Genomic DNA, 19738 nt, shown 5'->3' with positions numbered 1-19738 from the left:
GCGTTGACTTTTGGCACGCTGTTGAGTTCTCAAGGAACGGTCGCTTCCTTTGTACTCACCCTCTCGGGCTTTCCTCCGGGCTTCCCTTCGGTGTTCCAAACTCTATCAGTGTTTTTCCGTCTCCCTGACCACCGTCCCGCAGGCATGCGGAAGACGATCCCGAGTGAGGATCTGACAAATTTGGGTGCCGCTTGGTAAGGACGCTTTATCGCGCCGCTCGGTCCCAAGCAGGAGTACGACTGTACACGGGGCCTCGGAGGCCACGCAAATCGAATAGGCTGGTGGTCTAGACCACTACCTGGTAGCTTCCATGCGGAACCGCCACTTCATCTGACATACGCTGCTGCTCAGTGCCGTCCGGAACTGGCAGTGACGGCCCGTAAGCAGCACCACTCCTGGGAGGCTTCCCATGACCACCGTGACGTCCCCGCTCGCCGGACGCGCCGTCGGACTGGCCGCAGTGCCGGATCCGGTCTTCGCCGGGGCCATGGTCGGCCCGGGTACCGCCATCGACCCCGCGCGTGAGCCTTCGGAGGCCGTGGCGCCCGTGGACGGAGTCGTCGTCTCTCTTCACCCGCACGCGTTCGTCGTGGTCGACGAGAGCGGACACGGCGTACTCACCCACCTCGGTATCGACACCGTGCAGTTGAACGGGCAGGGCTTCGAACTGCTCGTCAACAAGGGCGACACCGTGACCCGCGGCCAGGCCGTGATCCGCTGGAACCCGGCCGAGGTCGAGGCCGCCGGCAAGTCCCCGGTCTGCCCCGTCGTGGCCCTGGAGGCCACCGCCGACTCTCTCGCCGACGTCCGTGAGGACGGTGACGTGAAGTCCGGCGACACCCTCTTCGCCTGGAGCTGACTCGTCCCGGACGACGACCGACCCCGCCGCCGTGCCGTCCTACGACGGACCCGGCGGCGACCACGACAACCACCGCGGCGGCGGGACCCGCCGCACTATCGGAGACGGGTGAGATGGAGACAACGCTGCGAGGCGTCGGCGTGAGCCACGGTGTGGCGATCGGCGAGGTTCGGCACATGGGAACGGCGGTGCTGGAGCCGCCCGCGAAGCAGATCCCCGCGGAGGAGGCGGAGCGGGAGCAGGCGCGCGCCCGTCAGGCCGTGGATGCCGTGGCGGCCGACCTCACGGCGCGCGGCAATCTGGCGGGCGGCGAGGCCCAGGCGGTGCTTGAGGCGCAGGCCATGATGGCGCAGGACCCCGAGCTGATGTCCGACGTGGACCGCCGGATCGCCGTCGGCAGCACCGCCGAGCGTGCCGTGTACGACGCGTTCGCCGCGTACCGCGAGCTGCTGGCCGGAGCGGGCGAGTACCTCGCCGGCCGGGTGGCCGACCTGGACGATGTGCGGAATCGTATCGTCGCCCGCCTGCTGGGCGTTCCGATGCCGGGTGTCCCGGACAGCGACGAGCCGTACGTGCTGGTGGCGCGGGATCTGGCGCCGGCGGACACGGCGCTGCTCGACCCGGCCCTGGTGCTGGGCTTCGTGACCGAGGAGGGCGGGCCGACGAGCCACAGCGCGATCCTGGCGCGGGCGCTGGGTGTGCCGGCCGTGGTGGCGCTGCCGGGTGCCGGGGAGCTCGCCGAGGGCACCGTGGTCGCCGTCGACGGCAGCACCGGCGACATCTTCGTGAACCCGAGTGCGGAGAAGAAGGCGGCGCTGACGGCGGCGGCGGCCGAGCGGAAGGCGGCACTGTCCGCCTCGACCGGCCCGGGTGCGACCGCTGACGGGCACAGGGTGCCGCTGCTGGCCAACGTGGGCGGTCCGGCGGACGTGCCGGCCGCGGTGGCGGCCGGTGCCGAGGGTGTCGGTCTGTTCCGTACCGAGTTCCTGTTCCTCGACGACAGCAAGAGCGCTCCTTCCGAGGAGAAGCAGGTCGAGGCCTACCGTCAGGTGCTGGAGGCGTTCCCGGAGGGCCGGGTCGTCGTGCGGGTGCTGGACGCGGGCGCGGACAAACCGCTGGACTTCCTGACGCCGGCGGACGAGCCGAACCCGGCGCTGGGCGTGCGGGGTCTGCGGACGCTGCTCGACCACCCCGAGGTGCTGCGGACCCAGCTGACGGCGTTGGCGAAGGCGGCCGAAGGGCTGCCCGTGCACCTTGAGGTCATGGCACCGATGGTGGCGGACCGTGCCGATGCGAAGGCGTTCGCCGATGCCTGCCGGGAGGCGGGGCTGCGGGCCAAGTTCGGTGCGATGGTGGAGATTCCGTCGGCCGCGCTGCGAGCGCGCTCGGTGCTTCAGGAGGTCGAGTTCCTGTCGCTGGGGACGAACGACCTGGCCCAGTACACGTTCGCCGCCGACCGTCAGGTCGGTGCGGTGTCCCGGCTGCAGGATCCGTGGCAGCCCGCGCTGCTCGACCTGGTCGCGCTGTCGGCGGAGGCGGCGCGGGCCGAGGGCAAGAGCTGTGGCGTGTGCGGTGAGGCCGCGTCGGATCCGCTGCTGGCCTGCGTGCTGACCGGTCTGGGTGTCACCTCCCTCTCCATGGGAGCGGCGTCGATTCCTTATGTGCGGGCGATGCTGGCCAAGTACACGCTGGCCCAGTGCGAGCGGGCCGCGGCGGCTGCGCGCGCCGGCGACAGCGCGGACGAGGCCCGTGCGGCGGCTCAGGCGGTGCTGTCCGGCGAGTAGTCGGCCTGGGCCGTGATCGGCTGTCTTTCCGGGGGCGCTCCACCTGCGGGTGGGGCGCCCCCGGTGTTTTCAGTGGTGGTGTCCGGGGGGCGTCTGAGGGTCGCCCAGGTCGGGTGGTGCGCAGTAGTCGACGTCCGATTCCGGTGAGACGAGGTCTCCGGATTCGACGTCGGTGCAGTAGGCGTCGAAGACCTCGCCCGCGGTGAGGGGGCCGAGGTCGCCGCCGCGCAGTCGCCAGCCGTAGACGCGGTCGGGGGTGCCGGGGGCGCTGGTGCGCATGACGAGTCCGCCGGGGCTGTCGGTGGCGAGGCCGAGGGCGAGGACGCTGGTGAATTCGAGGGCTTCGGCTTCGTCGAGGTCGGTGGTGCCGTCGCTGCTCTGGTCGGCGTGGAGGACGGTGACGAGGGTTTCGGGTGGTCCGGAGACGCTGCACACGAGGTGGCGGTTGCCTGGCGCGGCGGTGTCGAGGATGCGGGTCAGCAGGTGGGAGGCGCGGGTGAAGGCGGCGCGGCCGATGTCCTCGCCGCAGGTGTGGCAGGGGCCGAGGCGGGCGAGGAGGGTGCTGGCGTACTCCCAGGTGGCCTGTCGTACCGCCTCGTCGACGAGGGCGGGGACGAGGTCGGTGAGGGGTCGGCCGTCGTAGGGGACGGTGGGGCCGGTGGCCGCGAGTTCGGCGGTGAAGCGGGTGCGGCTGGCCGGGTCGTCCGGGTCGAGGCCGGTGGCCGTGCAGAACTCGGCGTATTCCTCTGGGTCGAAGAGGGCGAGCGTGGTGTGGGTGCCCTCGGCGGCGCGGGCCCTGAGCAGGGCTTCGATCTGGCGGAGGTAGACGAGGTGGTCGTCGAAGGTGAAGGTGCGGTAGCGCCGCATGGCACGGAAGTCGTGTTCGTCGGTCAGCAGGCCGATGGTGCCGGCGATCTCGCGGCGCAGGATGCGGCGCATGGTCCGGTGGTCGGTGTGTGCCATGGTTCCCCCTGTGTGCGGTCGATCAATGCTCACTCACAGTAATCGGCGCCACTGACAACGGGGGTTCGGACGTCAGGCGCGCTTGCGGGCGAGGTCCTCGAAGTAGGTCAGCAGGTCGAGGTTGTCGATGGAGCCGGGGTTGACGGCCTTCTCCAGGGGTGCACCCTGGAGAAGGCGCTTGACGGGGACCTCGATGCGCTTTCCGGTGAGGGTGTGCGGGACGCCGGGGACCTCGATGACCTCGTCCGGGACGTGGCGGGGCGAGAGCTGTTCGCGGATGGCCTGCTTGATGCGGTTCAGCAGGGACTCGTCGAGGACCGCGCCCGGTGCCAGGTGGACGAAGAGGGGCATCCAGTAGCCGCCGTCGGGCTGTTCGACGCCGATGACGAGGGATTCCTTGATCTCGGGGAGGCGTTCGACGACCTCGTAGATGTCGGCGGAGCCCATCCGTACGCCCTGCCGGTTGAGCGTGGAGTCGGAGCGGCCATGGATGATCACGGTGCCGCGTGCGGTGACGGTGATCCAGTCGCCGTGGCGCCAGACGCCGGGGTAGGTGTCGAAGTAGCTCTCGTGGTAGCGGCTGCCCTCGGGGTCGTTCCAGAAGCGGATCGGCATGGAGGGCATGGGGTTGGTGACGACCAGTTCGCCGACCTCGTCGATGACGGGACGCCCGCCGGGATCCCAGGCCTGGAGGTCGGTACCGAGACCTGCTGCCTGCAACTCCCCCGTGTACACCGGCAGGGTGGGCACCGCGCCCGCGAAGCACGAGCACACGTCGGTGCCGCCGCTGACCGATGCGATCCACAGATCCTCGCGGACCTCGTCGTGGAGCCAGCGGAAGCCGTCGGGGGGCAGCGGGGAGCCGGTGGTGGCGACGCACTTCACCCGGGAGAGGTCGAAGTCCCGGGAGGGGTGCACGCCGGCCTTGCGGCAGGCCATCACATAGGCGGCGGAGGTGCCGTAGAGGGTGGCTCCGGTGCGTTCGGCGACGCGCCACTGGGCGCCGGTGTCGGGGTAGCCGGGGCTGCCGTCGTACAGGACGATCGTGGTGCCCGTGAGGAGGCCGGAGACGAGGAAGTTCCACATCATCCAGCCGGTGGAGGTGTACCAGAAGAAACGGTCCTCGGGGCCCAGGTCGCAGTGCAGGCCGAGCTGTTTGAGGTGTTCGACCAGGATGCCGCCCTGGGACTGGACGATGGCCTTGGGCAGGCCGGTGGTGCCGGAGGAGTAGAGCACCCACAGGGGGTGGTCGAACGGGACCTGCTCGAATTCCGGCCGGGTGTCGGCGGCGGTCAGGGCCGACCAGTCCAGGGCGCCTTCGGGGGCGGGGGTGCCGAGCAGCGGGATGTGGACGACGGCGCGCAGGGTGGGCAGTTCGCGGCGGAGTTCGGCGACGGTCTCGCGCCGGTCGTGTTCCTTGCCGCCGTAGCGGTAGCCGTCGACGGTGAACAGGACGACGGGTTCGACCTGCTGGAAGCGGTCCAGGACGCTGCGGGCGCCGAAGTCGGGGGCGCAGGAGGTCCAGACGGCGCCCACGGCGGCGGTGGCGAGGAGGGCGGCCACGGCCTGCGGGACGTTCGGGAGGTAGCCGCTGACGCGGTCGCCGGGGCGGACGCCGAGGGCGCGGAGTTCGGCGGCGAGCGAGCCCACCTGGCGGCGCAGCTCCGACCAGGTGACCGGGCGGGGTTCGTGGGTCTCGTCGACGTACAGGAGGGCGGGTTCGTCCGCGCGGGTGTCGGCGGCGCGCAGGGCGTGCTCGGCGTAGTTGAGCCGGGCGCCGGGGAACCACTCGGCGCCCGGCATGGCGCGGTTGCCGAGCACGCGCGCGTAGGGCGTCGAGAACCGCACGTCGAAGTATTCGGTGACGGCTTGCCAGAAGGTGTCCAGGTGGTCGACGGACCAGCGGTGCAGGGCCGGGTACCCGCCTTCGGCGGGGGCTCGGTGGTGTTCCGCCGCCCAGGACTGGAAGCCGGTGATGCGTGCCTGGGCGATCCGCTGCGGATCGGGCTGCCAGAGCGGCTGGGGGTTCGCGGTCGACATGGGGCGGCTCCCGGGCTTCTGCGCTTCGTGTGCGTGGGACGCGCACGGGCGGGGGTGTGCGCGTGACGCGGCTGACAGGGACGATGCCATGTGATCGACTTCTGCACCAGGGTGCGCTCCACATAGTCCGTGTCGTGAAGATGTGGTCTTGGCACGGGTGAATGCCAGTTGAACGGCACGCGCGTGTGGAGCGCTGAGTGGCAGGGTGAGCAGCATGGACGGTCGTGGCCTGGTGCGTTCGGTAAGAGTGGTCGGTTCGAGCAAGGCGGCTCAGGGGTTGCGTACCGTACGGGCCGCGTGGCGCAGGAGGCGGATCGATGCCGCCGGGCTGCCCGCGCGGGGCGCGGAGCGGGCCCGGGTGCCGGGGCCGGTGCAGGGCGCGGAGCCGGGGCCGGGCGGCGGTGTGATCCGGTTCAGCCGGTCCGAGCTGCGGATCACGGTCGCCGTGAACGGGGCGGTCTTCTGGGGCTGGGACGGGGCGGGTCCCGAGCCGTCGTACGCGCTCGCGGGGCGTTGCCCGGAGCCGGATCCGCGGGCGGTCCTCGAACCGGACACCAACGGCGGCTGGCGGGTGGTGGCGGAGCGGGTGAGGGTCAGTGTGTCGCGGCACGGCGCGGTGGAGGTGTGCACGCCGGGTGGTGTGCTGCTGCGGCGGGATCTGCCGCCGCGCTGGTGGGAGCCGGTGGGCGGGGGTGCGGCGCGCTGGGTGCAGCGGTCGGAGGTGGCCGCTGACGCGCGGTTCTTCGGTCTTGGCGGGCGTGGCTCGGGGCCGCGGCTGCGGGACGGCACGTACCGGTTGTGGAACACCGACCCCGGGCGTGCCTTCGGGCCCGGTGACGATCCGCTGTACATCACCATGCCGGTCCAGTTGGTGGTGGCGGACGCGGCGGCGCATCTGGTGTTCCACGACAACTCGTGGGACGGGACGGTGACGCTCAGGGAGGGCGAGGAGGGCGCCGGTTCGGGGCACGACCGGACCGGGCGGTGCGAGCTGCGGATGGACGGCGGTCCGCTGCGCTGCTGGGTGATGGTGGGGACCCCCGCGCGGGTGCTGCACACGTGGGCCTCGCTCACGGGCGCGCCCGCGCTGCCGCCGGCGTGGGCGCTGGGCCATCACCACGCGCGCTGGGGTTTCGGCAGCGAGCAGGAGGTGCGGCGGATCGTCGCCGGTTACCAGGAGCGCGGGCTGCCGCTGGACGCCGTCCATCTGGACATCGACCACTACGACGACCACCAGGTGTTCACCGTCGATCGCGAGCGTTTCCCGAAGCTGCCGACGCTGGCGGAGGAGTTGCGGCGGGACGGGATCCGGCTGGTGTCGATCGTCGACCCGGCGGTGCGGGCCGAGCGGGGCAACGCGGTCCACGACAGCGGGACGGCGGTCGACGCCTTCGTCCGTGATCCGTCGGGGCGGACGGTGGAGGGGGTGGTGTGGCCCGGGGAGTCGGTCTTCCCCGACTTCACGGACGCGCGCGTGCGCGCGTGGTGGGGCGGGCTGTACGAGGAGCGGCTCGCGCTGGGCTTCGCCGGGTTCTGGCACGACATGAACGAGCCGACGTCCTTCAGCGCGTTCGGCGAGTCGACGCTGCCGCGTTCGGCGCGGCACGCCCTGGAGGGGCGCGGCGGCGACCACCGGGAGGCGCACAACGTGTACGCGCTCTGTATGGCGCGGGCGGCCTACGAGGGGCTGCGCGGGCTCGCGCCCGGGGAGCGGCCTTTCCTGTTCTCCCGCTCGGGCTGGGCCGGTATGCAGCGCTATGGGGGCACCTGGTCGGGTGATGTCGGCACCGGCTGGCCGGGGCTGCGCGCGTCCTTGTCGCTGGTGCTGGGGCTCGGGTTGTGCGGGGTGCCGTACTCGGGTCCTGACGTGGGCGGTTTCGACGGGAGTCCGTCGCCGGAGCTGTTCCTGCGCTGGTTCCAGCTGGGTGCCTACCTGCCGCTGTTCCGTACGCACGCGAGCATGCGGGCGGGGCGCCGGGAGCCGTGGGAGTTCGGGGCGGAGGTGCTGGAGCACGCGCGCGTGGCGCTGCTCGAACGGCGGCGTCTGCTGCCGTACTTCATGACGCTGGCGCAGCTGGCCCGGCGGACCGGGGCGCCGTATGTGCGGCCGGTGTGGTGGGGGACGCCGGAGGACCGGGCGCTGCGCGACTGCGAGGACGCGTTCCTGCTGGGTGACGCTCTGCTGGTGGCTCCGGTGCTGGATCCGGGTGCCGACCGGCGTGCGGTGCAGCTGCCCCGCGGCCGTTGGTACGACACGGTGACCGAGCAGGCGTACGAGGGTCCTGGGCAGGTGCTCGTGGATGCCCCGCTGTCGCGGATCCCGGTGCTGGCACGCGCGGGTGCCGTCCTGCCCGTGCGGGACGAGGACGGCGGGACGCGGCTGGAGGTGTGGGCGCCCGCCACGGGGCGGACGGGGGGCGGCCTGTTCGTGCCGGAGGCGGGCGACGGCTGGGAGGAGCCGGGGATGGAGCGTTACGTCGCCCGCTGGGAGGGCCGGCACGTGGTGGTCCGGCGCGAGGACGAGAGCGGCGTGAGCGAGCCGTCCCGTCCGGTCCGGGTCAGGGGGCTGGGCTGAGCCGGCGGGCTCAGTAGCGGCCCTCGAACCAGGCGCGTACGGCCACGCTGTGCAGCGGGAAGGCGAGTTCCTCGGGGCGGCGCAGCAGGTGCCAGCCCTCCGTCTCGTCGGTCGCGCCCGACGGCGGGAGGCCTTCGGCCGGGCGTTCCGGGAGGAGGCCGAACAGCAGCAGGTGCCCGTCGGGTGAGCTCATGGCGTCGACGAGCCGTACGTCGCGGGCGGCGGCGTCGATTCCGGTCTCCTCCTTGAGCTCACGGACGACGGCGTGCCGCCAGTCCTCGCGGTCGTCGACGTAACCCCCGGGCAGCGCGGTGCCGCCGCGGGCGGGGGCCACGGTGCGGGTGATGACGACCAGGGCGGTGCCCTTCGTGTCGTAGACGGGCTGAAGGGCGATCGCCACCGGCAGCGGGTTGCGGTAGGCGACGTGGCCGCAGGCCGGGCAGGTGCGGGGCCAGCCGGAGATTCCCTCTCCGTAGGCCGCTCCGCAGCTCGAACAGTGCGAGCCCGGAGCGGAGTTGGCAATTGGGTGCTGATTTTCGGACACGCGCGGACTTTATCCGATCGGGAGTACGACGTCTTACGGTCAGGGGAACGGCCCCTTCCGGAAGTGAAGCGACATGTGGCGGCGCATGGCGGCCCCGGAACGGGAGACGGCCGGGGCGGCAAGGGGGCGCCGACGCGGCCTGCCCAATCCCGGCGGCCCGTGGCACACTTCTGACGTTCCGTCAGATCCGTGCCCTGGAGGAGCTTTGTCGCGCACACGCACGCCGGCGGTCGACGGCTGGTTCACGGGCGAGGGGGACGCGTTCCGGCTGCTGGGGACCCGCTGTGCGGCCTGCACGTCGGTCTTCTTCCCGCGTGAGGACGTCCACTGCCGCAACCCCGCCTGCGCGGGCGGCGACCTGGAGGAGGTCGCGCTCTCCCGGCGCGGGCGGATCTGGTCGTACACCGACAGCAGATACCGCCCTCCGTCACCCTATGTGAGCGATCCGGAACTTCCGTGGGAACCGTACGCGTTGATCGCTGTGGAGCTGGAGCCCGAGCGGATCGTGGTGCTGGGTCAGACGGTTCCCGGGATCACCGTCGCCGATCTGACGGTGGGCATGGAGGTCGAGGTCGTCCCCGGGGTTCTGGGCGAGGACGCGGAGACGACCTGGACGACCTGGCACTGGCGGCCCACGGGGGTGGCGGCATGACGGCGGACGTGGCGGTGCTCGGGGTGGGCATGCACCCCTGGGGCAAGTGGGGGCGCAGCTTCGTCGAGTACGGGACGGCGGCGGCCCGCGCGGCGCTCGCGGACGCCGGACTGGAGTGGCGGGACATCGGCTCGGTCGTGGGCGCGGACACGGTGCGTGGCGGGTATCCGGGCTATGTGGCGGGCGCGACCTTCGCCCGGGCGCTGGGCTGGCAGGGAGCGCGGGTCGCGAGCGTGTACGCGGCGTGCGCGTCCGGGGCCCAGGCGGTCGCCGCGGCGCGGGCGCAGATCCTGGCGGGCCTCGCGGACGTGGTGCTCGTGGTGGGCGCGGACGCGGCACCCAAGGGCTTCTTCCGGCCCGCCGGAGGGGACCGGCCCGACGATCCCGACTGGCTGCGCTTCCGGCTGCTGGGGGCGACGAATCCGACGTACTTCGGGCTGTACGCGCGCCGCCGGATGGCGGTGTTCGGGGACACCCCCGAGGACTTCGCCCTGGTCAAGGTGAAGAACGCGGCCCTGGGGGCGCTCAATCCGAACGCCCGCTACCGCAAGCGGGTCACCGCCGAGGAGGTCGCCGCCTCCCAGGTGGTCGCCGATCCGCTGCGGCTCCTGGACATCTGCGCCACCTCCGACGGCGGGGCCGCCCTGGTCCTGTCCAGCCTGGAGTTCGCGCGCCGGCACGGGGCGGCACGGCCGGTGCGGATCCGCGCGGTCTCCACGGTCACGCCCCGGTACCCGAGCACGGTGCTCGACCTGCCGGACATCGCCACGGACTCCGCGGCGGCGGTGGAGCCGCCCCCGGAGCCCTTCCGGGCGTCGATCGCGCGAGCCGCCTACGAGGAAGCCGGCATCGGCCCGGAGGAGCTGTCCCTCGCCGAGGTGTACGACCTGTCCACCGCGCTGGAGTTGCAGTGGTACGAGGATCTCGGGCTCTGTGCCGAGGGCGAGGCGGCGAAGCTGCTGCGCGAGGGCGCGACGGCCCCGGGCGGCCGTATACCGGTCAACGCCAGCGGCGGGCTCGCGTCCTTCGGGGAGGCGGTGCCGGCCCAGGCGCTCGCCCAGGTCTGCGAGCTGACCTGGCAGTTGCGGGACGCGGCGGGCGACCGGCAGGTGGCGCACGCGCGCGTGGGGATCACGGCCAATCAGGGACTGTTCGGGCACGGCTCGTCCGTGATAGCGGTGCGCTGACGGGACGGGTGTGACCGCAGGGGCGCATACCCTGCGTGACCACCCCGAAATGGTGCGTGAACGTCTCATGAACTAGCCCTGGGCGTGCGCCGGTGGCGTCATCATGCTCCCGTGCGCACCTGGACGGATGCTCTCCGTTTCGCCTTCCAGCCGGTGGTCAATCTGACGACCGGCGGGATCGCCGCACTGGAGATCCTGGCCCGCCCCGAGACCGGCGACGTCCTCGGCGAAGCCCGCCGGAATCCCGAACTCGACGGCAGGCTGGCGGTGCTGGCCTTCCGTGCGGCGGCCCGCAAGGAGACGCTGCTGCCGCTGCACATCAACGTCTTCGCGGCCACCCTGGCGGACCTGGGCGGCATCGGACCACTGCCCGAGGCCGTCCGCGAGGCCGGACGGATGCCCTGGGAGGTCACCCTGGACATCGTCCCGCCGTACACGCATGTGCCGCAGCGGGCCCTGCTGGAGGCCGTGGCGGTGCTGCGCGGCCAGGGCTTCCGGATCAGCGCGGACGGCATCGGGGACGGCGACGTGCCGCTGCGGCTGCTCACCGACCTCTCCCCCGACCTGGTCAAGCTCGACGCCTCGCTGCTCGCCCGGCCGGCCGCGGTGCGGGCGATGCGGACCCTGTGCGAGGAACTCGGCGCCCTGCTGGCCGTCGAGGGCGTGGAGACCGAACTCCAGTACTCGGCCGCTCTGTCGGCCGGTGCGCAGCTGGCCCAGGGCGAGCTGTTCGCGCCCCCGGCCCGGATCCCGGTCGCGGAGGTGTACGTTCCGCCGCCCTCCCCCGCCGCCGGGCCGGCACCGCGCTCCGGGCCGTACGTGCGGGAGTTCGTCCGGCCCGCCGCACTCCTGCCGGTCACGGCGTCCGCGTTGCAGGTGCGGGCGCTGCTGACCGGCTCCCCGGACGTCTCAGGGGTGCTCCTGGTGGACCAGACCGGCGCCCCCGTCCGGTCGGTGCACCGCTCCCGTTTCCTGCTGTCGATGTCCGGCCGCTACGGGCACGCCCTGTACGCGGACCGCCCGGCCTTCAAGCTGGGTGACGCACCGCGCACGGTCGGCGTCGACGCGACCGCGTGGGAGGTGCTGGACGTGGTGGCCGTCGGCGGCCCGGACCGCACCTCGGACGATGTGACGGTCGTCGACCGGTTCGGCCGCTGCGTGGGCGTCGTACGCCTCGCCGACCTGGTACGGGCGCTCGCCGAGACCCGGGTCGAGGAGGCGGCCGGGCTCAACCCGCTGACGCGGCTGCCCGGTTCGGACGCGATCACGGGCGAGGTGGACCGGTGGCTCGCGGACGGCCGTGTCTTCGCGCTGAGCTGGCTGGACATCGACCACTTCAAGCAGGTGAACGACGGTGCCGGGTTCGCCGCCGGCGACGACCTGATCCGCTCCGTGGGGCAGGCGCTGCAGGAGGCCGCCGTCGGGCACGCGCGCGTGGGGCACATCGGCGGGGACGACTTCCTGGTGCTCGCCGACGAGACCGGGCTGGACCGGGTCGCCGCCCTGCTCGACGCGCCCTGGACCGCGGGCGGGCGTCCCGTCACGCTGTCCCTGGCCACCGTCGTGTGCGGTCCCGGCAGCGTGGCCGACCACCGGCAGGCCGCCGCCTGTCTTGCGCCCCTCAAGAAGGCCGCCAAGGCGCTCGACGGGGCGAGTTGGGTACTGGGGCGGGCGGGGCTGCCCGGGCACGAGATCCGGCGCGGCTCGGAGACGTACCCGGCCCAGGCCGGGTACGCGGCGGTGGAGCCGTGACAGCTGCTCTCCCGCGGGTTGCCTGTCATCGTTGCCGTCGGCGACCTTGACGCCCCCTGAGTGCCGGTGAAAACTTCCGGTGTCGGCCGACATCGCCGTACATTCTCGGCGTATTCAGGCACTGCGCCATGGGCTGCTCCTGTCTCCAGGCTCTTCCCTCCATGGGCGATCCGGCCGCTACGGCACGCTCGTCACGGACGCCGGGCGGGGCGCGGGACCTTCCCTGCCTTCGGCTGACGTCGCCAAGGGAACCGTTCCTGCTCAAGCGCCGGGGTCGCTCCCCCGGCCAGCGCCCTAGGAGCCGCCATGAGCAACGGAGACATCTTCGTCGGCGAAGTCATCGGCACAGCCATCCTGATCCTGTTCGGTGCGGGGGTCTGCGCCGCGATCACCCTGAGACACTCCAAGGCCCGGGCCGCGGGATGGGTGGCGATCGCGTTCGGCTGGGGATTCGGTGTCCTCGCCGGCGCCTACACCGCCGCTCCCCTCTCCGGCGGGCAGCTGAACCCCGCCGTCACCATCGGCATCGCCGTCGACACCGGGAAATGGGGCAAGGTCTGGGTCTACCTGCTCGGCCAGCTCGTCGGTGCGATGCTGGGTGCCGTCCTGACGTACCTGGTCTACCTGGCCCAGTTCCAGGCCAACGTGCCCGACGAGGAGTCGGGAGAGGAGCCGACGCCGACGCTCGGCATCTTCTCCACCATCCCGGAGATCCGGAACCCGGTCGCCAACCTCGTCACCGAGATCATCGCCACGATCGCGCTCGTCCTGCCGATCCTCGCGTTCGGACTGACCAAGGGGCTCGGCGAGTCCGGCACCACCGTGCTGATCGTCTCGCTGCTCGTCGTCGGCATCGGGCTGTCGCTCGGCGGCCCCACGGGCTACGCCATCAACCCGACGCGCGACCTCGGTCCGCGGATCGTGCACACCTTCCTGCCGATCCCCCACAAGGGCACCTCGGACTGGGGTTACGCCTGGATCCCGGTCGTCGGACCCCTGATCGGCGGGGCGCTCGCGGGTCTGATCTACAACGCGGCCTTCTGAAGCAGGGCCCTCTGAAACACGGCCTGCTGAAACACGGCCCTCCGAAGCACGGCCCTCCGAGCCCACGCAGCCTTCCGACCCAGCGACCTAGGGGTAGCCATGACGGACACCGCCGAGAAGTACGTCGCCGCAATCGACCAGGGCACCACGTCGAGCCGCTGCATCATCTTCGACCACGGCGGCGCGATCGTCGCCGTCGACCAGCGCGAGCACCGCCAGATCTTCCCCAAGCCGGGCTGGGTGGAGCACGACGCCACCGAGATCTGGTCCAAGGTGCAGGCCGTGGTGGCCGGGGCGCTCGCCAACGCGGGGCTGCGCCCCGACCAGTTGAGCGCGCTGGGCATCACCAACCAGCGCGAGACGACCGTCCTGTGGGACCGCGCCACCGGCAAGCCCGTGCACAACGCGATCGTCTGGCAGGACACCCGCACCGCCGCCCTCTGCCACGAACTCGGCGGCAGCGACGGCCAGGACCGCTTCCGCGAGCAGACCGGGCTGCCCCTGGCCAGTTACTTCTCCGGGCCCAAGGCGGCCTGGCTGCTGGACAACGTGCCCGGGCTGCGGGACCGGGCCGAGCGCGGCGAGATCGCCTTCGGGACCATCGACTCCTGGCTGATCTGGAACCTGACCGGCGGCACCGACGGCGGCCGGCACGTCACGGACGTCACCAACGCCGGGCGCACCATGCTGATGAACCTGGAGACCCTCCAGTGGGACCCCGCCATCCTCGCCGCGATGAACGTCCCCGAGGCGGTCCTGCCCGAGATCAGGTCGTCCGCCGAGGTGTACGGCACCGCCGTCGGCCAGCTCGCCGGGGTGCCGGTGGCGTCCGCGCTGGGCGACCAGCAGGCGGCGGTCTTCGGGCAGGCCTGCTACGACGTCGGCACGGCGAAGAACACCTACGGGACGGGCAGCTTCCTGCTGCTCAACACCGGCAACCGGCCGGTGCCGTCCAAGAACGGGCTGCTGACGACGATGGGATACCGGATCGGCACCGAGGCGCCGGTGTACTGCCTGGAGGGTTCCATCGCCATAACGGGCGCGCTCGTCCAGTGGTTCCGCGACCAGCTCGGCATCATCCGCACCGCCGACGAGATCGAGACGCTGGCGGCGAGCGTCGACGACAACGGCGGCGCCTACATCGTGCCCGCCTTCTCCGGCCTGTTCGCGCCCTACTGGCGCTCCGACGCGCGCGGGGTCGTCACCGGGCTGACCCGGTACGTCACCAAGGCGCATCTCGCCCGCGCTGTGCTGGAGGCGACGAGCTGGCAGACGCGGGAGGTCGTGGACGCCATGTACCAGGACTCCGGGGTGGAGATCACCACCCTGAAGGTGGACGGCGGCATGACGAAGAACAACCTCCTGATGCAGCACCAGGCCGACGTCCTCGGGGTGCCGGTGATCCGGCCCCGGGTCTCCGAGACGACCTGTCTGGGCGCCGCGTACGCGGCCGGCCTGGCCACCGGTGTGTGGAACGACCTGGACGAACTCAGGTCGCACTGGCAGCAGGACATGGCGTGGACGCCCGCGATGGCGGCATCGACCCGCGACCGGGAGTACGCGAACTGGCGCAAGGCGGTGGAGAAGAGCTTCGGCTGGCTGGAGGAAGGCGAGTAACCACCCGGGACCACGGCCCGTACCCCGGTCGGCGGGGGTACGGGCCGTGCCGCGCCGCCGTTCAGGACGTGACGGTCTGCCGGTGGCCCGCCGCGTACGCCATCGCGTGCCTGACGACGCCGATGAGCACCTCCTTGACCGACTCCCGGTCCCGGGCGTCGCAGAGCACGACCGGTACGTCCGGATCGAGGTCGAGGGCCTTGCGGACGGACTCCACCGGGTAACGGGCCGCGTCCTCGAAGCAGTTGACGCCGACGAGGAAGGGTATGGAACGCCGCTCGAAGTAGTCGACGGCGGCGAAGCAGTCCTCCAGCCGGCGCGTGTCGGCGAGCACGACGGCGCCCAGCGAGCCCTCGGCCAGTTCGTCCCACATGAACCAGAACCGTTCCTGCCCGGGCGTGCCGAACAGGTACAGCACCAGGTCCTCGCGCAGGGTGATGCGGCCGAAGTCCATGGCAACGGTGGTGGTGTGCTTGCCCTCGACGCCGGAGGTGTCGTCGACCGGTCGCCCGGCCTCGGTGAGCAGTTCCTCGGTGCGCAGCGGCCGGATCTCGCTGACCGCGCCGACCAGGGTCGTCTTGCCCACGCCGAAGCCGCCGGCCACGAGGATCTTGAGCGTGACGGGCTCGACCGGGGGCTTGCCGCGCTCAGATCGCCCGAAGATCATCTTTCTCTTCTCCTGCTTGCTGGGGTCGTTGGGGGGTTCGGGTGCCGGGTGCCGGGCGTCCGTATCCGCCGCCACCCGGGGTCTCGACGACGAGTACGTCGTCGGGGCCGACGTCCGCGGCATCGCTGCCGCCGAGGTCGGTGACCGTGCCGTCGGCCCGCTCCACCCGGTTGGCGCCGAGTGCGCCGGGTGCGCCGCCGGCCATGCCGTACGGCGGCACACGGCGGTGCTGGGAGAGGGTGGACACGGTCATGGGTTCGAGGAAGCGGACACGGCGGACCGCGCCGTCCCCGCCGTACCAGCGGCCGGCGCCGCCGCTGCCCGCCCGTACGGCGAACTCGTCGAGGCGGACCGGCAGCCGCCACTCCAGGACTTCCGGGTCGGTGAGCCGGGAGTTGGTCATGTGGGTCTGTACGACGCTCGCGCCGCGGAAGCCGTCACCGGCTCCGGAACCGGAGGCGACGGTCTCGTAGTACTGGTGGCGTTCGTTGCCGAAGGTGACGTTGTTCATGGTCCCGGAGCCCTCGGCCTGGACGCCGAGCGCCGCGTAGAGGGCACCGGTGATGGCCTGGGAGGTCTCGACGTTGCCCGCGACGACGGCGGCCGGCGGCTCGGGGGCGAGCATCGAACCGGGCGGCACAACGATGTCGAGCGGGCGCAGGCAGCCGTCGTTGAGCGGGATGTCGTCGGCGACGAGGGTACGGAAGACGTACAGCACGGCCGCGTTGACGACGGCGAACGGGGCGTTGAAGTTGGTGGCGAGCTGGGCGGAGGTGCCGGTGAAGTCGACGGTCGCGCGCCGTTCGGCGCGGTCCACGCGCACGCGTACCCGGATGACCGCTCCGGAGTCGGTCTCGTAGGCGTACGCGCCGTCGTCGAGGGTGTCGATCACCCGGCGGACCGCTTCCTCCGCGTTGTCCTGGACGTGCCGCATGTAGGCCTGGACGACGTCGAGACCGAACTCCTCGATCATCCGGCCGACCTCGTCGACGCCCTTGCGGTTGGCGGCGATCTGGGCGCGCAGGTCGGCGAGGTTGGTGGGGATGTTGCGGGAGGGGTGGCGGGCCTCGGCGAGCAGCCGGTGCGTCTCGGTCTCCCGGAACCGGCCGTTCTCGGCGAGCAGCCAGTTGTCGAAGAGGACGCCCTCCTCGTCGATGGTGCGGCTGTTCGCCGGCATCGAACCCGGCGCGATGCCGCCGATCTCGGCGTGGTGGCCGCGGGAGGCGACGTAGAAGAGGATCCGGTCACCCTGCGTGTCGAAGACCGGGGTGATCACGGTGACGTCGGGCAGGTGGGTGCCACCGTGGTAGGGGTCGTTGACGGCGTAGGTGTCGCCGGGGCGCATCGAGGTGCCGCGGCGGCGGATGACCTCTTTGACGCTGGTGCCCATGGAGCCCAGGTGGACGGGGATGTGCGGGGCGTTGGCCACCAGGTTCCCGTCCGGATCGAACAGGGCGCAGGAGAAGTCCAGACGCTCCTTGATGTTGACGGACTGGGCCGTTGACTCCAGGCGGGCGCCCATCTGTTCGGCGATCGACATGAAGAGGTTGTTGAAGACCTCGAGCAGGACCGGGTCGGCTTCCGTGTCGAGATCGGAACTCTGCGTGACCGTCGCGCGTTCCATGACCAGATGCCCGTCGTCGGTCGCCGCGGCCCGCCAGCCGTCGTCGACGACGGTCGTGGCACTGGCCTCGGTGATGATCGCCGGGCCGGTGACGGCTTCGCCGGGGGGCAGGTCCTCGCGGCGGTGGAGGGGTACGACGCGCCAGGCGCCGCCGGTGTGGAGGCGGACGGCCTCCGGGGCGGCGGGCGTGCCCTCGTACGGGGCGAGGGCGGAGAGATCGGGGGGTTGGGTGATGCCGGTGGCTTCCACTGAGAGGGCTTCGACGACGACCGGGCGGTCGAGCGTGAAGGAGTACGTGGCGCGATGACGTTCTTCGAAGGCGTGTTTCATCGCCGCGGGCTCGGTGAGCTCGACGGTGAGGGTGGTGTCGGTGCCGTCGTAGCGGAGCTGGGCGCGGCGGGTGACTTCGACGCGGTCCTCGGGGACGTCCTCGGCGAGGAGTTCGGCGCGGGCCGCGGCCTCCAGGTCGTCGGCGGTCTTGCGAATGCCGGGCATGGCGGCGGGCTCCAGGGGGGCCTCGACGGACTGCTCGCGCATCGCGGTGGTGTCGGCGAGCCCGATGCCGAGCGCGGACAGGACCCCGGCCATGGGCGGCACCAGGACGGTGCGGATGCCGAGCGAGTCGGCGACCATGCACGCGTGCTGCCCGCCGGCTCCGCCGAAGGTGGTGAGGGCGTAGCGGGTGACGTCGTGGCCCTTCTGGACGGAGATCCGCTTCACGGCGTTGGCGATGTTGGCGACGGCGATGCTCAGGTAGCCCTCGGCAACCTGTTCGGGGGTGCGGTCGTCGCCGGTCCGCTCGCGGATCTCCCGGGCGAGCCCGGTGAAGCGGTCGCGGACGAGGCCGGCGTCCAGCGGCTGGTCCCCGTCCGGGCCGAAGACCTGGGGGAAGTGGGCCGGCTGGATCCGGCCGAGCATGACGTTGGCGTCGGTGACGGCCAGCGGGCCGCCGCCGCGGTAGCAGGCCGGGCCGGGGTCGGCGCCGGCCGAGTCCGGGCCGACGCGGTAGCGGGAGCCGTCGAAGTGCAGCACCGAGCCGCCGCCCGCGGCGACGGTGTGGATGTCCAGCATGGGGGCGCGCAGCCGGACGCCCGCGATCTGTGTGGTGAAGACCCGTTCGTACCCGCCGGCGAAGTGGGAGACGTCGGTGGAGGTGCCACCCATGTCGAAGCCGATGACCCGGTCGAAGCCGGCGAGCTGCGACATCCGGGCCATGCCGACGATCCCGCCGGCCGGACCGGAGAGCACGGCGTCCTTGCCGCGGAACTGCCCGGCCTCGGCGAGCCCGCCGTTGGACTGCATGAACATCAGCCGTACGCCTTCGAGCTGGTCGGCGACCCGGCGGACGTAGCGGCGCAGCACGGGCGACAGGTAGGCGTCGACGACGGCGGTGTCGCCGCGCGGGACCAGCTTCATCAGCGGGCTGACCTCGCTGGACAGCGAGATCTGCGGGAAGCCGGTCGAGGCGGCCAGCTCGCCGATCGCCCGCTCGTGGGCGGGATAGAGGTGGCTGTGCATGCAGACCACGGCGACGGCGCGGATCCCGTCGTCGTACGCCGCCCGGAGCGGGCCCGCCAGGGCGTCCAGGTCGGGTGCGCGCAGCACGGTGCCGTCGGCGGCGACGCGCTCGTCGGCCTCGACGACCCGTTCGTAGAGCAGCTCGGGCAGGTCGATGCGGCGGGCGAAGATGCGGGGGCGGTTCTGGTAGGCGATGCGCAGGGCGTCACGGAAGCCGCGGGTGATGACGAGGAGGGTGCGCTCGCCCTTGCGTTCGAGAAGTGCGTTGGTGGCGACCGTGGTGCCCATCCGGACGGCGTCGACGGGGGCGCCGGGGTCACCGGCCCCTGCGAGGAGCTCGCCCACGGCGGCCACTGCCGCGTCGGCGTACCTCGCGGGGTTGTCGGAGAGCAGTTTGTGGGTGAGCAGCCGGCCGTCCGGGCGCCGTGCGACCACGTCGGTGAACGTACCGCCCCGGTCGACCCAGAACTGCCAGCCTGTCACGTCACTACTCCGCTTCCGCGCCGGTCACAGCGCCCGGAGGCCGTTGATCACGTCGCGCAGAATACTCTCGTCCACCAGCTCGGCCGGGGGTACCGGCCGGTTGACATGGACGAGTTCCCCGGCGACGAGGTCGCCGACGAGGACCCGCACCACTCCGACGGGGAGGTCGAGTTCCGAAGCCAGCTCGGCGACGGACTGCGGGGCGTCGCGGCAGAGCTCGACGATGTCCACGTGTTCCGGGGACAGTGTCCGGTCGTCGTCCGGGTCGTCCACGTGCGGCTCCGTGACGACCACCGCGATCAGATCGAGGCGGTGCTGGGCCGCACTGGTGGTGCGGCCCCGTGTCATGGCGTACGGACGGACGACCGGCCCGGCCTCGTCGTCGAACCAGTGGCTTCTTCCCTGACCGTCTCCGCTCATGTCATCCCA

The 19738-nt window shown here is 72.0% G+C and carries 14 protein-coding genes; 8 read left to right on the top strand and 6 right to left on the bottom strand.

Annotated elements, in window-relative coordinates; translation table 11 throughout:
• Positions 1-409 precede the first annotated feature (409 nt).
• Both AB0D74_RS14570 and ptsP read left to right on the top strand, forming a co-directional pair.
• Positions 410-859, top strand: a complete 450-nt coding sequence (locus AB0D74_RS14570; protein WP_362585104.1) for a PTS glucose transporter subunit IIA — start codon at positions 410-412, stop codon at positions 857-859.
• Between the two features lie 113 nt (positions 860-972).
• The gene (ptsP, locus tag AB0D74_RS14565; RefSeq protein WP_362585100.1) at positions 973-2643 is read left to right on the top strand and encodes a phosphoenolpyruvate--protein phosphotransferase; all 1671 of its coding nucleotides are present in this window, start codon (positions 973-975) and stop codon (positions 2641-2643) included.
• A 69-nt stretch (positions 2644-2712) separates the two neighbouring features.
• Here ptsP and AB0D74_RS14560 read toward each other — a convergent pair whose 3' ends face one another.
• Positions 2713-3606: a hypothetical protein gene (locus AB0D74_RS14560; protein WP_362585098.1), complete on the bottom strand. Its 894-nt coding sequence runs from the start codon at positions 3604-3606 to the stop codon at positions 2713-2715.
• Between the two features lie 72 nt (positions 3607-3678).
• Positions 3679-5646: an acetoacetate--CoA ligase gene (locus tag AB0D74_RS14555; protein WP_362585096.1), complete on the bottom strand. Its 1968-nt coding sequence runs from the start codon at positions 5644-5646 to the stop codon at positions 3679-3681.
• A gap of 214 nt (positions 5647-5860) precedes the next feature.
• Between AB0D74_RS14555 and AB0D74_RS14550 the strand changes: the two genes are divergently transcribed.
• The gene (locus tag AB0D74_RS14550) at positions 5861-8221 is read left to right on the top strand and encodes a TIM-barrel domain-containing protein (RefSeq protein WP_362585093.1); all 2361 of its coding nucleotides are present in this window, start codon (positions 5861-5863) and stop codon (positions 8219-8221) included.
• Between the two features lie 10 nt (positions 8222-8231).
• Here AB0D74_RS14550 and AB0D74_RS14545 read toward each other — a convergent pair whose 3' ends face one another.
• Positions 8232-8765 (bottom strand): NUDIX domain-containing protein, encoded by a 534-nt coding sequence (locus AB0D74_RS14545; protein WP_362585090.1) that lies wholly within the window; start codon positions 8763-8765, stop codon positions 8232-8234.
• A 205-nt stretch (positions 8766-8970) separates the two neighbouring features.
• Here AB0D74_RS14545 and AB0D74_RS14540 point away from each other — a divergent pair, with 205 nt between their 5' ends.
• The 5 genes from AB0D74_RS14540 to glpK all read left to right on the top strand — a co-directional run bounded on the left by AB0D74_RS14540 (position 8971) and on the right by glpK (position 15017).
• Entirely contained in the window at positions 8971-9417 is a 447-nt protein-coding gene (locus tag AB0D74_RS14540) for a zinc ribbon domain-containing protein (RefSeq protein WP_362585087.1), read from the top strand.
• Entirely contained in the window at positions 9414-10604 is a 1191-nt protein-coding gene (locus AB0D74_RS14535) for a lipid-transfer protein (protein WP_362585084.1), read from the top strand. Before AB0D74_RS14540 ends, AB0D74_RS14535 begins: the two co-directional genes overlap by 4 nt.
• Before the next feature lie 111 nt (positions 10605-10715).
• Positions 10716-12356 (top strand): GGDEF domain-containing protein, encoded by a 1641-nt coding sequence (locus AB0D74_RS14530; protein WP_362585081.1) that lies wholly within the window; start codon positions 10716-10718, stop codon positions 12354-12356.
• Positions 12357-12662: 306 nt separating this feature from the next.
• The gene (locus AB0D74_RS14525; protein ID WP_362585078.1) at positions 12663-13400 is read left to right on the top strand and encodes an MIP/aquaporin family protein; all 738 of its coding nucleotides are present in this window, start codon (positions 12663-12665) and stop codon (positions 13398-13400) included.
• 99 nt (positions 13401-13499) lie between these two features.
• Entirely contained in the window at positions 13500-15017 is a 1518-nt protein-coding gene (gene glpK / locus AB0D74_RS14520) for a glycerol kinase GlpK (RefSeq protein WP_362585075.1), read from the top strand.
• Positions 15018-15078: 61 nt separating this feature from the next.
• Here glpK and AB0D74_RS14515 read toward each other — a convergent pair whose 3' ends face one another.
• From AB0D74_RS14515 to AB0D74_RS14505, 3 genes are read right to left on the bottom strand one after another with little or no spacing between them, the layout of a single operon-like run.
• Positions 15079-15684, bottom strand: a complete 606-nt coding sequence (locus AB0D74_RS14515; protein WP_362585073.1) for an ATP/GTP-binding protein — start codon at positions 15682-15684, stop codon at positions 15079-15081.
• Positions 15665-19309: a hydantoinase B/oxoprolinase family protein gene (locus tag AB0D74_RS14510; protein WP_362585070.1), complete on the bottom strand. Its 3645-nt coding sequence runs from the start codon at positions 19307-19309 to the stop codon at positions 15665-15667. The genes AB0D74_RS14515 and AB0D74_RS14510 overlap by 20 nt, the downstream gene beginning before the upstream one ends.
• Positions 19310-19333: 24 nt before the next feature.
• Positions 19334-19729, bottom strand: a complete 396-nt coding sequence (locus tag AB0D74_RS14505; protein WP_362585067.1) for a DUF742 domain-containing protein — start codon at positions 19727-19729, stop codon at positions 19334-19336.
• Between the last annotated feature and the right edge of the window lie 9 nt (positions 19730-19738).

Origin of the sequence: Streptomyces sp. NPDC048278, from assembly GCF_040652195.1 — a bacterium.
Lineage (GTDB): Bacteria > Actinomycetota > Actinomycetes > Streptomycetales > Streptomycetaceae > Streptomyces.
Note: the sequence above shows the minus strand (reverse complement) of the source record. Positions and strands in the feature narration are given on the sequence as shown.

Excerpts from the sequence above, each read along its gene's own strand:
- ptsP (WP_362585100.1), top strand. The coding sequence starts at position 973 with ATGGAGACAACGCTGCGAGGCGTCGGCGTGAGCCACGGTGTGGCGATC.
- AB0D74_RS14555 (WP_362585096.1), bottom strand. The coding sequence starts at position 5,646 with ATGTCGACCGCGAACCCCCAGCCGCTCTGGCAGCCCGATCCGCAGCGG.
- AB0D74_RS14505 (WP_362585067.1), bottom strand. The coding sequence starts at position 19,729 with ATGAGCGGAGACGGTCAGGGAAGAAGCCACTGGTTCGACGACGAGGCC.
- AB0D74_RS14550 (WP_362585093.1), top strand. The coding sequence starts at position 5,861 with ATGGACGGTCGTGGCCTGGTGCGTTCGGTAAGAGTGGTCGGTTCGAGC.
- AB0D74_RS14515 (WP_362585073.1), bottom strand. The coding sequence starts at position 15,684 with ATGATCTTCGGGCGATCTGAGCGCGGCAAGCCCCCGGTCGAGCCCGTC.
- AB0D74_RS14570 (WP_362585104.1), top strand. The coding sequence starts at position 410 with ATGACCACCGTGACGTCCCCGCTCGCCGGACGCGCCGTCGGACTGGCC.
- AB0D74_RS14525 (WP_362585078.1), top strand. The coding sequence starts at position 12,663 with ATGAGCAACGGAGACATCTTCGTCGGCGAAGTCATCGGCACAGCCATC.
- AB0D74_RS14560 (WP_362585098.1), bottom strand. The coding sequence starts at position 3,606 with ATGGCACACACCGACCACCGGACCATGCGCCGCATCCTGCGCCGCGAG.
- AB0D74_RS14535 (WP_362585084.1), top strand. The coding sequence starts at position 9,414 with ATGACGGCGGACGTGGCGGTGCTCGGGGTGGGCATGCACCCCTGGGGC.
- glpK (WP_362585075.1), top strand. The coding sequence starts at position 13,500 with ATGACGGACACCGCCGAGAAGTACGTCGCCGCAATCGACCAGGGCACC.